This is a genomic window from Arthrobacter sp. N199823, from assembly GCF_002929705.1.
Classification (GTDB): Bacteria; Actinomycetota; Actinomycetes; order Actinomycetales; family Micrococcaceae; genus Specibacter.
In genome coordinates, this window is the sequence record NZ_PJIN01000005.1 from 62,274 (window position 1) to 77,152 (window position 14,879).

12 protein-coding genes are annotated in these 14,879 nt (G+C 60.3%); 3 read left to right on the forward strand and 9 right to left on the reverse strand.

Annotated elements, in window-relative coordinates; translation table 11 throughout:
- Positions 1–147: 147 nt before the first annotated feature.
- From CXQ93_RS12300 to CXQ93_RS12335, 8 genes are all read right to left on the reverse strand, one after another.
- Entirely contained in the window at positions 148–1,122 is a 975-nt protein-coding gene (locus tag CXQ93_RS12300) for an ABC transporter substrate-binding protein (RefSeq protein WP_104110736.1), read from the reverse strand.
- Between the two features lie 47 nt (positions 1,123–1,169).
- The gene (locus CXQ93_RS12305) at positions 1,170–2,192 is read right to left on the reverse strand and encodes an ABC transporter permease (protein WP_104110737.1); all 1,023 of its coding nucleotides are present in this window, start codon (positions 2,190–2,192) and stop codon (positions 1,170–1,172) included.
- A gap of 18 nt (positions 2,193–2,210) precedes the next feature.
- On the reverse strand, positions 2,211–3,758 hold the full coding sequence (locus tag CXQ93_RS12310; protein WP_256939596.1) for a sugar ABC transporter ATP-binding protein: 1,548 nt from the start codon (positions 3,756–3,758) through the stop codon (positions 2,211–2,213).
- 222 nt (positions 3,759–3,980) lie between these two features.
- A complete protein-coding gene (locus tag CXQ93_RS12315) occupies positions 3,981–4,856 on the reverse strand; it encodes an amidohydrolase (protein WP_181036147.1) in 876 nt (291 codons plus the stop codon).
- Positions 4,857–4,872: 16 nt separating this feature from the next.
- On the reverse strand, positions 4,873–5,847 hold the full coding sequence (locus CXQ93_RS12320) for an aldo/keto reductase (RefSeq protein WP_308470622.1): 975 nt from the start codon (positions 5,845–5,847) through the stop codon (positions 4,873–4,875).
- Positions 5,844–6,158, reverse strand: coding sequence for an L-rhamnose mutarotase (locus CXQ93_RS12325; protein WP_104110740.1), 315 nt, complete (start codon positions 6,156–6,158; stop codon positions 5,844–5,846). Before CXQ93_RS12325 ends, CXQ93_RS12320 begins: the two co-directional genes overlap by 4 nt.
- Positions 6,159–6,196: 38 nt before the next feature.
- A complete protein-coding gene (locus tag CXQ93_RS12330) occupies positions 6,197–7,525 on the reverse strand; it encodes an alpha-L-fucosidase (RefSeq protein WP_104110741.1) in 1,329 nt (442 codons plus the stop codon).
- A 4-nt stretch (positions 7,526–7,529) separates the two neighbouring features.
- Positions 7,530–8,951, reverse strand: coding sequence for an L-fuconate dehydratase (locus CXQ93_RS12335; protein WP_104110742.1), 1,422 nt, complete (start codon positions 8,949–8,951; stop codon positions 7,530–7,532).
- A 233-nt stretch (positions 8,952–9,184) separates the two neighbouring features.
- Between CXQ93_RS12335 and CXQ93_RS12340 the strand changes: the two genes are divergently transcribed.
- Both CXQ93_RS12340 and CXQ93_RS12345 read left to right on the forward strand, forming a co-directional pair.
- Entirely contained in the window at positions 9,185–10,075 is an 891-nt protein-coding gene (locus CXQ93_RS12340; protein ID WP_104110743.1) for a fumarylacetoacetate hydrolase family protein, read from the forward strand.
- Positions 10,076–10,831 carry an SDR family NAD(P)-dependent oxidoreductase gene (locus CXQ93_RS12345; RefSeq protein ID WP_104110744.1) on the forward strand — a complete coding sequence of 252 codons (756 nt, stop codon included), beginning with the start codon at positions 10,076–10,078 and terminating at the stop codon, positions 10,829–10,831.
- 266 nt (positions 10,832–11,097) lie between these two features.
- Here the strand turns inward: CXQ93_RS12345 and CXQ93_RS12350 are convergent, their stop codons facing one another.
- Complete coding sequence (locus CXQ93_RS12350; protein WP_258068974.1) at positions 11,098–13,323, reverse strand: ATP-dependent DNA helicase RecQ; 2,226 nt, start codon at positions 13,321–13,323, stop codon at positions 11,098–11,100.
- A 98-nt stretch (positions 13,324–13,421) separates the two neighbouring features.
- Here CXQ93_RS12350 and CXQ93_RS12355 point away from each other — a divergent pair, with 98 nt between their 5' ends.
- The gene (locus CXQ93_RS12355) at positions 13,422–14,840 is read left to right on the forward strand and encodes a phosphomannomutase/phosphoglucomutase (RefSeq protein WP_104110746.1); all 1,419 of its coding nucleotides are present in this window, start codon (positions 13,422–13,424) and stop codon (positions 14,838–14,840) included.
- The last annotated feature ends 39 nt before the right edge of the window (positions 14,841–14,879 follow it).

A 14,879-nucleotide genomic window follows, 5' to 3' on the forward strand; every position in this document is an offset into this window, starting at 1 on the left:
GGACCCGGTACAGGCGGATGCCAGTTCCCGCCGTTGACCGGTCTGCAAGGAACCCGCAGTTAACGCAAAGTAACCCGCAGTTGTGGTTGTAAAACCGGCAAGAATTTGCCGGTTTTACAACCACAACTGCGGGTTAGATTTCAGGGATTACTCGTAAAGGTTCGCTGCGATATCGGCGTCGGCAATGTTGTTCTTGTCGTACCAGTAGAAGCCGGTGTCAATAACCTTCTCTACCTTCTCGCCCTTGATGGCGGCAACAGCGGCCTTGACAGTCTCGTAGCCAATACCAACGGGGTTCTGGGTGACAGCACCAGCCATGAGACCATCCTTGATGGCGTCCATCTGGGCCTTGCCGGAGTCGAAGCCAACAATGGTCAGCTTGCCGGTCTTGCCTGCTTCCTTCACTGCATTGACGACGCCGATTGCGGCGCCTTCATTGGTGCCGTACATGCCGGCCAGATTTGGGTAGGCGGTCATGATGGACTTGGCTGCGTCAGTGGACTTGGCCTGGTCGCCATCCGCGTACTGAATATCAACAATCTTGATGTCCGGAGCGTTGGCCTTCAGGTAGTCAACAAAGCCGTCGCGGCGATCTGTGCCTGAGGTGGCGGTCTGGGAGTGACCAATAATGGCGATCTCACCCTTCTTGCCCAGCAGCTCGGCCATGTGCTTTGCAGCTTCTGCAGCGGCAGCCTTGTTATCAGTTGAGGCAGTTGCCACGGGGATCTCGGAATCGACGCCTGAGTCAAAGGCAATCACCGGGATGTTCTTGCTCTTCGCATCCTGCAGAACGCCCTCGGCAGCCTTGGAGTCCAAAGCAGCCAGAGCCAGCGCCTGCGGGTTCTTCGCCATGGCGTTGTTCAGCTGGTCCATCTGCTGCTGAACGTTGGTTTCCTTGTCAGGACCCTCGAAGGAGATCTCGACATTGAATTCCGCAGCAGCCTTCTCTGCTCCCTGCTTCACTGACTGCCAGAACTGGTGCTGGAAGCCCTTGGAAACAATGGCAATGTACGGCTTACCGCTACTTCCTCCGGCAGGAGCCTGTGCTTCTGTGTCACAAGCCGCAACGCTCAGTGACAGTGCGGCAACTGCGGCCAGGGAGAGAAATTTTCTTCTTTGCATGAGGGGTCTAACTCCTTTGTAAGAAACACATTTGACAAGGGGAAAACTTAGTTACTGGCCTTCTTGCGGCGCATCATGTCCAAGTACACGGCGAGGAGAATCACCACGCCTACAGCAACCTGCTGCCATTCCTGCGGGATAGACATGATGGACAGACCGTTGGTCAGCACCGACATGATCAGTGCACCAATGACGGTTCCAATAATGGAGCCCTTACCGCCGGCCAGTGAGGTTCCACCAATAACGACGGCGGCAATCGCCTGAAGCTCCAACCCGGCACCACCGGCAGGCTGAGCCGAGTTCAGGCGGGCCGTAGCGATAACACCGGCAAGGCCAGTGAAGGACCCGGCAACCGTGTAGATCAAGACGGTCCACTTCGTGACATTGACACCGGACAAAGCGGTGGCTTGAACGTTGCTGCCGATGGAGTAGGTGTAGCGGCCCAAAACAGTCTTGGACAGCAGGAGTCCGGCCACAATGGCTGCGGCAAACAGGATGAATACAGCATTAGGAATGACCAGGCCGGGGATGGACTTACCCAAGGCGAAGATGCTCTGGAAGCCCGCAACCTCATTGGTGTAGACGGGCTTGGTGCCGGAGATGACCAACGCGAGGCCTGCGGCCACCATCATCATCGCCAGCGTGGCAATGAAGGAGGGGATCTTCATGACCGCCACCAGGAATCCGTTAATGCCTCCCATCAAAGCGCCGAACAGCACGCCACAAATCACGCCAACAATCATGGGCATGCCCATTTGTGTCATGAAAACGGCCGTCATAACGGAGGCCAGCGTCATGCCCGTGCCAATGGAGAGATCGATTCCACCGGTGATGATGACGAAGGTGGTTCCCAAAGCCAACAACCCGGTGACCACCGTGGAGAGCAGAATGTTGGAGAGGTTGGCAGCCTGGTAGAAGTTGGAACTGGCCACCGAGAAGAACAGCACCAGAGCCAAGAGGCTGGCAAAAGCCAGCAACTGCTGGAAGCTTGCCCGCAGCCGGGTGTTGAGTTCTGATTGTTTATTACTGGCAATCTTGGCAGTTTGCGCAGCGTCCTTTGTCAAGGTCATCTTTGTGCCTTTTCTTTCTTACTTCGTGGAGCGCTGCGCGCTGGAGGACGGAAGGGGCGCCAGGACGGCACTGTGAGTGTTCAGGGTTGCCAATGCCATGAGGTTCTCCTGGTTGGCTTCGGAATTACTGAGGAAGCCGGTCAGGCGGCCTTCGCTCATCACCGCGATGCGGTGTGAGAGCCGCAGGACTTCAGGCAGTTCCGAGGAGATCATGATGATGGATTTGCCCTGGACCAAGAGTTCGTTCAGGAGCGCGTAGATCTCTTCCTTAGCGCCGACGTCAATCCCCCGTGTGGGTTCGTCAAAAATCAGAATGTCGCAGTCCTTGACCAACCATTTTGCAATGACGATCTTCTGCTGGTTGCCACCGGAGAGGTTCTTGGCCACCTGCGCACTTGAAGGAGTCTTTATCCGCAGTTTGTCGATGTACGTTGACGCCGTGGACTTCATGGCCTTGTCATTGAGGACGCCCATGCGACTGAACATTTTCAAGGAGCTCAGGGCAATGTTGTCTTTGACGTCTCGCTCCAACAGCAAGCCCAGGTGCTTGCGGTCTTCGGAGAGGTAACCAACGCCCATGCTTGCGGCAACGGCGGGGTTGCCGATGCTGACCAGGCTGCCATTGAGTTCAATGGTTCCTGAGGAGATCTTGTCGGCGCCAACTATGGCACGAGCAACTTCGGTACGCCCCGCACCCATGAGCCCGGCAAAACCAAGGATTTCGCCTTTATGCAGTTCAAAGCTGATGTCCTGCAGAAGATCCTTGGTGGACAATCCTGTGACCTTCAGGACCACCTCGTCCGACGGCGTATGGCTCGCCGGCCGCTGGTTCCCCGAGATTTCCCGGCCCACCATGAGGTTGATGACCTCACCCATGGTGGTTTCGGCTGTGTTCACGGTGTCAATGTATTCACCGTCGCGGATGACGGTGATGCGGTTGGAGATGGCTTTGAGCTCATCCATGCGATGCGAAATGTAGATGACGCCCGTTTCTTCGTTGGTGAAGTTCCGGATGAGATCGTGCAAGGTAGCAACTTCGGCATCATTGAGGGCCGCCGTGGGCTCATCCATGATCAAGATGCGTGATTTATAGGACAGCGCCTTGGCAATTTCCACCATTTGCTGCTTGGCTACAGTGAGGTCGCCAACGCGTGCTTTAGGGTCAAGATCAATGTTGATTCGGTCAAAGAGCAGGCGGGCCTTGCGGTTCAAGGCACGTTCACTCAGGAAAAGCCCACCCACCCTCGGTTCACGGCCGATGTAAATGTTCTGCGCTACCGTAAGATCCTGCATCAGGTTGAATTCCTGATGGATGATGCTGATTCCTAGCTCTTGAGCATGCTTGGTGCCGGTGATGGCCACTTCTTCGCCATCAATTTCAAAAACGCCGGAATCCGGAACATAAATACCGGAAAGCAGTTTCATGAGGGTGGACTTGCCAGCACCGTTTTCACCAACCAGTGCCAGGACCTCATTGTGAGCGAGGTCCAGCTGCATGTCCGAGAGGGCCTTGACGCCCGGAAAGCTCTTGCTAACTCCGGATATCCGAAGAAGTTTTTTACTCAATGTGCTGCCCTTCCAAGCCTCAAAACAATAAGTCGGACATCAGACCTCTTTGGAAGCCTTTTGTCAACGAGCAAAACTAGGCATCATCGCCAAAAAAGTTGAAATCTCAGCCTTTCACTGGGGCTACCAGGCCTCATCAGGGAATCCGCTTCCATCATGGTATGTTACCTGCGGCACAAAGCGATACAGTTATTCAAAATACATCCGATGTTTACGGAAATGTTATCCATAATACGTTTGGAAGCACGTTCCTGACCAGATCGCTTGGGCCTCGGCCGGTCCCAATGAGTCGATCAAGGCCTCTGCCACTGACACTGTTTCCCCGTAGTTGGCACCGAGTAAACTGACAGGCCAATCCCCGCCAAACATGAGCCGCTGCGGCCCGAACGCCTCGAGTGCAACTTCCCAGACCCGGTGCAACGCTGGGGCGCAGAAGTCGGCGCCGTCAGTGTGCAGGCCTGATACCTTGGCCACCGTGTTGGGCAGGGCAGCTGCCGCACGTAGCTGCTTTTCCCACGCAGCCATGGCCGCCGCATCGCCGCGAGGCGGCTTCCCCAGATGGTCAATGACCACTGTTAACTCGGGAAAGTCGTGGGCCAGCTGCGCCACCTGGCCCAGGTGCCGCGGGAAGGCGTTGGGCACGTCAAAAGGAATCCCTTCGCGAGCCAAGAGCGCCACAGTTTCGCGGACGGTGGCTAGCTCCAAAACGTCCGCTCTAGGATCGTCATGGAGCAGTGTCCGGACACCGCAGAATTTGGGATGCTCGCGCAGCTTTTCCAGCATGGCCGCAGCCTTTGCCGGCTCCTCGAGGGGCAGCCAGCCGATAACACCAACAATCCAATCGTTAGCCTGCGCAGCCGCCAGCATGGCTTCATTGTCTGCCGCCGTATCGTCGGCTTGGACCACAATTGCCTGACTGACACCGGCGCCAAAGAGTGCGCTCTGAGCCTGTTCGGCCGTGAACGTGTCATACAGAACGCCAAGCTCCGGCTGGAGCCAGGAGTATTGCCCCGGCGCCAGTTCCCAGAGGTGCAAGTGGGAATCGACCCGAAGTGTGGGCGCGGCCGGGTGAGGCGCCATTGCGTTGGGTACAGCCATACTGGACGTGGGCACACTAGGCATGGACAAGCTCCGCGTCCAACAGCCCGCGCGAGATCAGCGCGGTCCACAGCTCGGCAGGGATCGCCGCAGCCATGCGCGCCGCGGTCTCGGTGATCTGGCGGGCATTGGAGGCGCCCACCACCACGGTGCAGACGGCCGGGTGGCTCACGGCGAATTGCAGTGCCGCCGCGGGAAGTTCGACGCCGAACTCGTCACAGCAGGCGGCGAGGGCTTTTGCGCGGGCCAAGATTTCGGCGGGGGCGGGGGCGTAGTTGTAGTTTGCGTTCTCCGGCACCACCGGGCGGGCCAGCAGACCCGAGTTGTAGACGCCCACATTAGCAATGCCCACACCACGCTCCAGGCACAGTGGCATTAGATCCACGGCGGCTGGCTGCTCCAACAATGAGTAGCGCCCGGCCAGCATGATGATGTCCAGATCCGAGCCGAGCACGCAATCGCGCAACGCGTCAGCAGAGTTGGCACCAACACCGATGGCCTTCACGAGCCCCTCCTCTCGCAGTCTTACAAGAGCGGGCAGTGCTTGCTTGATGCCGGCTTGAAGATCGAAAACGTCAGGGTCATGGAGGTAGGCAATGTCGATGCTCGCCAGCCCTGTGCGTTCCAGTGAATCCTCAATGCTTCGGCGAATGCCCGCTTCCGAGGGATCCCACCGGCGCACCACGTCGGCAGGCACGTCGAAACCTTCAGCGTCCTTGGCCCCCGTGGGGTTGGCCACGGGTTCCAGAACGCGGCCCACCTTGGTGGAAATGACAAATTCCTCGCGCGGCATACCGGACAAAAAGGCGCCAACGCGGCGTTCGGACAGACCCAACCCATAATGGGGCGCCGTGTCGAAGTAGCGGATGCCCGCGTCCCAGCCGGCCGCCAGAGCGGCGGCAGCAACGTCGTTGTCCATGGCTCGGTACAAGTTACCTATGCCAGCGGCACCGAAGCCCAGCATGCCTAGCTGCGGAATATTGGAATTCACGGCAGTTCCCACACTTTCGCCAGGCCCATGTCATCGCCTGAATAGTCATCTTCCACCTCGAGCAGCTCGGCCATGACGGCCTGCCACGCGATGTTCACGGGGTTCAGCGCCAATTCCTTGCGCATGGCCTGATAGTCAGCAACTTCCACCACGTGAAAAAGCTCCCGGCCACTGCGCCAAATGGTCCAATTGGAGACTCCGGCAGCGCGCAGGGCCGCGTCTAGATCATCGCCGATACGGGCATGGACGGTGTCATATTCGGCTTCTTTGCCGGCCTTCAGCCGGGTATGGAGGGCGATTTTCTGGCTCATGCGACAGTCACTTTCGCTGGTCTTGCGGGCTGGGTGGATCAGAGTTCTGGGTTGAGGAAAAGTTCAATGACGGGCACGCTCACACCCGGTCGCTGGACGGGCAACTGCAACGTCAAGGTTCCGGGGGCTTGGCCTGCGGGGGTCATGTGGCCAGCAGCCTGACCCGGATCCAGAACCATCATGGCAATTTCTGAAGCGTCGTTGAGCAATTGAGCGTAGCGCACCTTTCCGGCCAAACCGGGCAGATGAATAAACTGGAACGGCCACGCAAAAAGATGTAGATACAACTTGTTCCCGCGGCGTGTGTAGCGGCCATCTTGCGGAGCCGGGATGCCCGCCGCGCCTGCCCCGTCAATGGATTTGCTGTGCAGGCGCACCCATTCGCCGATGCCTGCGAGCGATTCCACAGCCCGCGGATCAATCTCTCCGCGGGCCGTGGGGCCAACATTGAGCAGCAGGTTTCCGCCCTTGGATACACCGTCAATGAGCATGCGGATGAGCTGTTCAGGAGACTTGTAATCCAGATTGTCGCGGTCATAGCCCCAGCTGCCGTTAAGCGTCTGGCAGGCCTCCCACGGAACCTCCTTATCGCCGCTGATCATGGCACCAGCCGGCTGATACTGCTCCGGGGTCAGAAAGTCTCCCGGCACGTCGAGCCTGTCGTTGACAATGATGGCTGGCTGGAGTTCCCGGATCATCTCCATCAGCTCAACCGAGCCCCAATCAGAGGCTCCCTTGCCGCGGAAGGTGGATCCGCCGTCGGGGTTGGCAGTGGCCTCATCCGGATAGGAAAAGTCAAAGAACAAGTAGTCGATCTGCCCATAATTGCTGAGCAGTTCACGGACCTGACCGTGTAGGTAGGCGCGGTACCGGGCTCCGTCGCGGCCCTTGTTCAATTCCTGCCAGGCCGGGTTGAGCCGGTCAGCGTGGTTGCCGTCAATGGTGAAGTCCGGGTGGTGCCAATCAATGAGCGAATGGTAGAAACCCACCTTCAGCCCGGCATCGCGCAGCGCTTCCACGTACGGGGTGAGCAGGTCCTGCCCGCAGGGAGTGTTGGTGGATTTGTAGTCGGTGAGAGCGGAATCCCATAAGGCAAATCCGTCGTGGTGCTTGGTGGTCAGCACCACGTACTTCATGCCAGCTTTTTTTGCCGCCGCAGCCCACTCGCGCGGGTCATACAGGTCCGGATCGAAGTGCTCAAAGTACTTGTTGTACTCCCCTGCACTCATATTTTCCCTGTACCTGACCCACTCATGGCGTGCCGCGAGGGAATACAGCCCCCAGTGCACAAACATGCCAAAGCGCGCCTCCGTGAACCAGGGCGCATGTCCAATAACAACCTGGGCCGGTTCTGCCAACGGCGTCATGGTGCTAGACCAGTTCCTTGGCTGATTCCGCTGTTGCCGTGGCGTCCTTGGCCTCTTCGGCTGCGTAGGCAGCAGCGTCGGCAGCAGCGTCGGCAACGTCGGCAACGTCGGCAGCAGCGGCAGCAGCGTCGGAAACCCAGAATCCGCCGTCCGGGAACGTGAATTCGGCAATGGATGCGGCGTGCATTTCGCTTCCGCCGCCGGGTGCCAGCGGCGGCCAGTAGCAACCGTCATGGACGTCGATCGGGGTGACAAAGTGTTCGTGGAGGTGATCGACAAACTCAATCATGCGGTCATCTTTTTTGCCCGAGACAGCCACGAAGTCAAACATGGACAGGTGCTGAACAGCCTCGCACAGGCCAACACCCCCGGCATGGGGGCAGACGCGGACGCCGAATTTGGCGGCCAGCAGCAAAATGGCCACGTTTTCGTTGACTCCGGCCACGCGGGCGGCATCAATCTGCAGCACCTGAAGGGCGTCTGCCTGCAGCATCTGCTTGAACACCACGCGGTTCTGCACGTGCTCGCCGGTGGCCACCGGGATCGGGTCAACGCCGCGGGCAATGGCTGCATGGCCCAAAATGTCATCGGGGCTGGTGGGCTCTTCAATCCAGGCAATATCGAAGGGCGCCAAATGGCTCATCCACTCAATGGCCTCCTGGACATCCCAGCGCTGGTTGGCGTCAACAGCCACCTTGATATCAGGCCCGACGGCGGCACGTGCTGTCCGGAGGCGGCGCACGTCATCGGCGAGATCGGCGCCGACCTTGAGCTTGATCTGCTTGAAACCGGCGGCAACAGCTTCCTTGGCGAGACGGGTCAGCTTCTCATCCGAGTAGCCCAACCATCCTGGGGTGGTGGTGTAGCCGGGGTAACCTTCGGCCAGCATTGTTGCGGTGCGCTCTGCACGGCCGGGCAGTGCTGCGGTCAGGATCTCCAGCGCTTCATCCCGGGTCAGGGCATCGGTGAGGTAGCGGAAGTCAACCAGGTCAACGAGTTCTTCCGGGCTCATGGCGGCCAGCAGCTGCCATAACGGCAGGCCGGCACGCTTGGACTTCAGGTCCCACAAGGCGTTGACAACGGCACCGATAGCCATGTGCATGACACCCTTTTCCGGGCCCAGCCAGCGCAGCTGCGAATCGTGGGTGAGTTCCTTCCACGTCCGGCCCATGTCGGCGAGGATCTCTTCGGCATTGCGACCCAACAGGTACGGGGTCAGTGCCTTGATGGCTGCCGTCTCCACGTCATTGCCGCGGCCAATGGTGAACACAAAGCCGTGACCCTCGTGGCCGTCGTCGCTGTCTGTAACCACTCGCAAGTAGGCGGCCGAATAGTCCGGATCCGGGTTCATGGCGTCGGAGCCATCCAAGTCACGTGAGGTTGGAAAACGCACGTCACTGGTTTCCACGGCGATGATGGTGCTCACGGGCTGCTCCCTGTCAAAGAAGTTAGAAGAGTTTAGAAAAGACTAGAAAAGTTAGCTCTAGCTAAACATCCGATGTTTCGCCTGTCAATATGGGACTCAATGCTGAAATACTGGCAAGATGTGGGTAAAGTGTGAGTAAAGTCGCAAGAAAGTTCCGATGTTAACGTCCTATGGATGCGCATCAACACCAGGCACCGCACTCATCGCGGTGGTACGTAGAGGATATGAATTCCATGAAGATTGCACGCCTAGGCGATCCAGGCCAGGAAATTCCCGTGGTCGTTGCCACCGATTCCAACGGAACCGAGCAAAGCTACGATGCACGCTCCCTGACAGCCGAGATCGACGGCGCGTTCCTGGCCAACGACGGCCTGAGTGCACTGCGCAAAGCGCTGAAAAACGGCTCGCTGCCGATTCTTGCGAATGCCGCGGAACTGCGCATCGGCTCCCCCGTCGCCCGCCCCAATAACGTCATCTGCATCGGCATGAACTACGCCGCGCACGCAGCCGAGTCAGGTGCCAGGCCGCCCACCATCCCCGTGGTCTTCTTGAAGCCGAACAACACCGTGACCGGCCCGTATGACGCCGCTCCCCTTCCCCCACTAGCCCAAAAATATGATTGGGAAGTTGAGCTGGGCGTCGTGATCGGCCGCGAGGTCAGCTACCTTTCCTCTGTGGAAGAAGCCGCTGCTGCCGTGGCTGGTTACGTGGTTGCTAACGACCTTTCCGAACGCGAATACCAGCTTCCCGGCGCGGCTGGCCAGTGGACCAAGGGCAAATCCTTGCCCAAGTCCACCCCTCTGGGCCCGTGGTTTGTGCCCGCCGATGAGGCTGACGGCAACAATCTGCGTTTGCGCAGCTGGGTCAATGGAGAACCTCGGCAGGATTCCAACACGGCTGATCTGATCTTTGATGTGCCCACTGCCATCCACCATCTGAGCCAGTACATGGTGCTTGAGGCTGGAGACGTCATTTTGACCGGGACACCCGAAGGTGTGGCCCTATCGGGCCGCTTCCCCTACATCCAGGACGGGGACGTCGTCGAGGTTGAGATTGACGGCTTGGGCCGCCAGCGTCAGGAATTCTTCCGCGTCACCACCACTACCGCCAGTCAAGAGGCATAAATGAGCCAGGAACTTTCCACTCTCACAGCCGTTGTCACCGGCGGCGCATCGGGCATTGGCGCAGCCATTGCCGCCAAGTTGCAGGCCATGGGCGCACAGGTTGCCGTCCTGGATCTGAACCTGAAGGACCTCCCCGAGGGCCAGCTCGGATTTGCCTGCGACGTCTCCGACGACGCCTCGGTGGTGGCTGCCATCGCTGGCACCGTTGAGGCGTTTGGCGGCGTGGACATTGTTGTTAACAACGCTGGCATCGGCGCCATCGGATCCGTGGAAGACAACAATGACGAGGAATGGGCCCGCGTGTGGAACATCAACGTCGTGGGCATGGTCCGTGTTTCACGCGCCGCACTGCCGCATCTGCGCCAGTCCTCCAGCGCCGCCATTGTGAATATTTCCTCCATTGCGGCGACGGCGGGACTGCCCGCACGTGCCCTCTACTCGGCTACCAAGGGCGCAGTGTTGTCACTGACCCAGGCCATGGCCGCCGACCATCTCCGTGAAGGTATCCGCGTCAACGCCGTGAACCCGGGCACCGCAGACACCCCGTGGATTGGGCGGCTGCTCTCTCAGGCCGATGACCCCGCCGCCGAGCGTGCAGCGCTCAACGCCCGGCAGCCGCATGGCCGCATGGTCACGGCCGATGAAGTTGCTGGCGCTGTGGCCTACCTGGCCAGCCCACTGTCAGGTTCCACGTCTGGAACCTCCATTGCAGTAGACGGCGGCATGCAGGCTCTGCGCTTACGCCCCGTCGGATAACACCCCGACGCCGCATCACTTTCCGGCCCTTCTTGACCGACGCTGCATCACCTTCCGGCCCTTCTTGACCGACGCTGCATCACCTTCCGGCCGTTTTGCAACATCGCTGCATCACCTTCCGGGGTTAATCCCATTACGCTCCCTCACTGACAGAGACGCGATGCCAGAAATAGCCGGAAAGCGATGCGGCGTTGCACAAAACTGGCCGGAACATGATGCCGCGTTGCCCAAAACCCGCCGGAAAGTGATGCGGCGTTGGGTGAGGGTTAGCCGGCCTGGGCCAAAACAAGCGGCAGGACTTGCGCAGCTCCCGCACCTCGCAGGGCTCGGCCAGCTACGGTGAGGCTCCAGCGGCTGTCTACCAAATCATCGAGCAGGAGTACCGGGCCCGGATTGGCGCCGAGCGCGGCAGCAAGTTCCGGGCCAACAGCAAAACGGTCCCACACCCCGGCCAAACGGTAAGCACTGTTGCCGCCGCGCTGGCCAGTGGGTCCACCGAATTCCAGCTGCATCTCGCCGAGGTACGGCAGCTGGCCAATCTCACAAATGGCCTGGGCAAATGATTGCAGTAGCACTGGCTTGGTGCGCGAGGGCATGGAAACTACGGCGACAGGGCGTCCTGACCCTTCCCAGCCGTGCTGACCCCACTCGCGCAGCACGGCCACCACGGCTTGGGCCATCCCCGTTTCAAGTGGGGCATCCGGGGCCTCGGCGGCGAACATGCTCCGCAGGGAGTTGCCCCATCCAAGATCGCTGAGCCTGGCTAGTATCCGTCCGCCGGAGACCAATTCACCGGCCTTGAGTTTGCCCTTGACGGGAACACCCAGCTTGTCCATTCCGGTGGGCCACATGGCCCGGGGGTCCAAGGGCAGCCCGGCATGACGCAGTGACTCGCCGGCCGCCTCGGCAGCACTGGAGACCACCTCGCCACTGAACCAGCGGCCCGTACAGTTATCGCACCGCCCGCACGGCGCTGCTGTTTCGTCATCGAGCGCGGCTGCCAAATATTCCATGCGGCAGCCGGACATGCGTTCGTATTCCACCATGGACTGCTGCTCATCCACCCGTGCCTGGGCTATGCGGCGGTACCGTTCCTCGTCATAAACCCACGGTTGCCCTGTGGATTCCCAGCCCCCGGAGACCCTGCGGACGGCACCATCCACGGCAAGGACCTTCAATAGCAGTTCCAGCGGGGTCCGGCGCAAATCGACTCTGGCTTCCAGCGCGGGCGTGGACATGGCTTTGGCCGATTCACCCAGTGTGGACAGCACCGCCATGGCTTTGTCTTGGGCCGGCATGGAGGCCGTGGCAAAGTAGCGCCAAATGTCAGCATCTTCGCTGCCCGGCAGGAGCAACACGTCGGCGTTCGCACTGCCACGGCCGGCACGGCCCACCTGTTGGTAGTAGGCCACCGGGGACGACGGCGCTCCCAAGTGAACAACGAATCCCAAGTCTGGTTTATCGAAGCCCATACCCAGAGCACTCGTGGCCACCAGCGCCTTCACCTGGTTATTCTTCAGGGCCTCTTCCAGCGCTTCGCGTTCCATGGTGTCGGTGCGACCCGTATAAGCCTTCACCGCGTGGCCTGCCCCGGCCAGCAGCCGGGCGGTGTCCTCAGCAGCGGACACCGTCAGGGTGTAAATGATGCCGCTGCCCGGCAGCTGCGCCAGATGTGTCAGTAGCCAACCGAGCCGGTCACGGGAATCAGCCAGCCGCAGCACGCCCAACCGCAGGGATTTCCTGGCCAGCGGTCCACGAATGGTGAACACGCCCTTGCCCAACTGCTCTTCAATATCAGCAACCACCCGGGAGTTGGCCGTGGCAGTGGTGGCCAATACCGGCACCGACGCCGGCAACTGCGCAATGAGGTCCGCAATGCGGCGGTAGTCCGGACGGAAGTCATGGCCCCAGTCAGAGATGCAGTGAGCCTCGTCAATCACCAGTAATCCGGTTCTGCGAATCAGCGTTGGCAGCTGATTCTCCCTGAACGACGGGTTGGTCAACCGCTCCGGGGACACCAGCAACACGTCCACTTCGTCGGCCGCCAAAGCAGCAGAGACCTCACCCCACTCGGTGGCATTGGCGGAGTTAATAGCCATGGCCCGCACCCCGGCACGCTCGGCAGCGGCAACCTGATCACGCATCAAGGCCAAGAGCGGGGAGACGATTAGGGTAGGGCCGGCCCCGCGGCCCCGCAGCAGGAGGGATGCCACAAAGTAAACGGCCGATTTTCCCCAGCCGGTGCGCTGAACAACCAAGGCGCGGCGTCCGGCGTCGACCAGAGCTTCTATGGCTTCATACTGTCCGTCATGAAAATCCGCGTCCGCCCTGCCCACCAGGGCGCGCAATACTTCCAGCGCTTGTTCCCGGGTCTCGCCCCGGCTCTGGGTCTGACTCGCACCCTGGCTCGCACCCTCGCCCGCGTCCCGATTCTCGGTTGAAAAGGCATTCTCGGCTGACGCGGACATTCCGGGGGCTGGCTGTGTTGTCATACCCTCAGTATTCCAGCGGCCACCGACACGCAATGCCTGACCCCAGTCCACGCTGTGGATAACTCCACCGTTTTGGTCTCCAGCGGTAGGATGGTCGGGTGACTACTGAAGATAATTCGCCGGTTGACCTGTCCAGCTCTTTCAAGGCGTATGACGTGCGCGGGATCGTGGGGCAATCCATCACCGCCGCCTCCGTCAAAGCCGTCGGCGCTGCTTTCGTCGATGTGCTGGGACTGGAAGGCCAAAACATTTTGGTAGGCGGCGATATGCGCCCCTCCTCCCCCGAGTTCTCCCAAGCCTTTGCTGACGGCGCCGCAGGACGCGGGGCCAACGTTCAGTTGTTGGGCTTGATCTCCACCGATGAGCTGTACTTTGCATCAGGGGTGCTCAATGCCGCTGGCGTGGTTTTCACCGCCAGCCACAACCCTGCCGAATACAACGGCATGAAGATGACCAAGCCCGGCGCCGTCCCCGTTTCCTCGGAATCCGGGCTGACGGAAATCCGTGACCTGGCCCAGCAGTACCTCAGCGACGGCATCCCGAACACCCCCGGCACTGCGGGCACCATCGGCACAGCGGATGTTCTCAAGGACTACTCCGAATACCTGCGCAAGCTGGTGGACCTTACCGGCTCACGCCCCCTGAAAATTGTGGTTGACGCTGGCAACGGCATGGCTGGCATGACCACCCCCGCCGTTCTGGGCGACACCCTGCTCCCTAGCTTGCCCTTCGAGATTATCCCGCTCTACTTTGAGCTCGACGGCACGTTCCCGAACCACCCGGCCAACCCGCTTGAACCGGCCAACCTCGTGGACCTGCAGGCAGCAGTGGTCAAGCATGGCGCGGACATTGGTCTGGCGTTCGACGGCGACGCCGACCGCTGCTTCGTTATCGATGAGCTGGGGGCTCCGCTTTCGCCTTCGGCCGTCACCGCCTTGGTGGCTCGGCGCGAAATTGCCCGCGCGAAGGCCTTGGGCGAGGAACATCCCACAGTGATCCACAACCTGATCACCTCCCGTGCAGTGCCTGAACTGATCACGCACGACGGCGGCCGCGCCGTCCGTACGCGCGTGGGCCACTCCTTCATCAAGGCCACCATGGCCGCCGAAGGCGCAGTTTTCGGTGGCGAGCATTCCGCTCACTACTACTTCCGCGACTTCTTCAATGCCGATACCGGCATGCTGGCCGCCATGCATGTGCTGGCCGCCCTCGGCGAGCAGAATGGCCCGTTGTCAGATCTGGGCCGCGAATACGAGCCCTACGTGTCCAGCGGCGAAATCAACTCCCAGCTGGCCGATGTCCCGGCCGCCGTGGCGCGCGTCCGCGCAGCCTACACACGCGATGATGTTGCGATTGACGAACTCGATGGCATCACCTTCACGGCCAAGGATGGCACCTGGTGGTTCAACCTGCGCGCCTCCAACACCGAGCCTTTCCTGCGTCTGAACGCCGAAGCCGTGGATGCCGAAACTATGGCTGACATCCGCGACGCCGTTCTGGAGCTGGTGCGCCAGTAGCTTCCACAGCACCGGCAACACCGCTTCACACCAACACCA

Coding starts and splice junctions, on each gene's coding strand:
- CXQ93_RS12300 (WP_104110736.1), bottom strand. CDS start 1,122: ATGCAAAGAAGAAAATTTCTCTCCCTGGCCGCAGTTGCCGCACTGTCA.
- CXQ93_RS12305 (WP_104110737.1), bottom strand. CDS start 2,192: ATGACCTTGACAAAGGACGCTGCGCAAACTGCCAAGATTGCCAGTAAT.
- CXQ93_RS12315 (WP_181036147.1), bottom strand. CDS start 4,856: ATGGCTGTACCCAACGCAATGGCGCCTCACCCGGCCGCGCCCACACTT.
- CXQ93_RS12325 (WP_104110740.1), bottom strand. CDS start 6,158: ATGAGCCAGAAAATCGCCCTCCATACCCGGCTGAAGGCCGGCAAAGAA.
- CXQ93_RS12330 (WP_104110741.1), bottom strand. CDS start 7,525: ATGACGCCGTTGGCAGAACCGGCCCAGGTTGTTATTGGACATGCGCCC.
- CXQ93_RS12340 (WP_104110743.1), top strand. CDS start 9,185: ATGAAGATTGCACGCCTAGGCGATCCAGGCCAGGAAATTCCCGTGGTC.
- CXQ93_RS12345 (WP_104110744.1), top strand. CDS start 10,076: ATGAGCCAGGAACTTTCCACTCTCACAGCCGTTGTCACCGGCGGCGCA.
- CXQ93_RS12350 (WP_258068974.1), bottom strand. CDS start 13,323: ATGACAACACAGCCAGCCCCCGGAATGTCCGCGTCAGCCGAGAATGCC.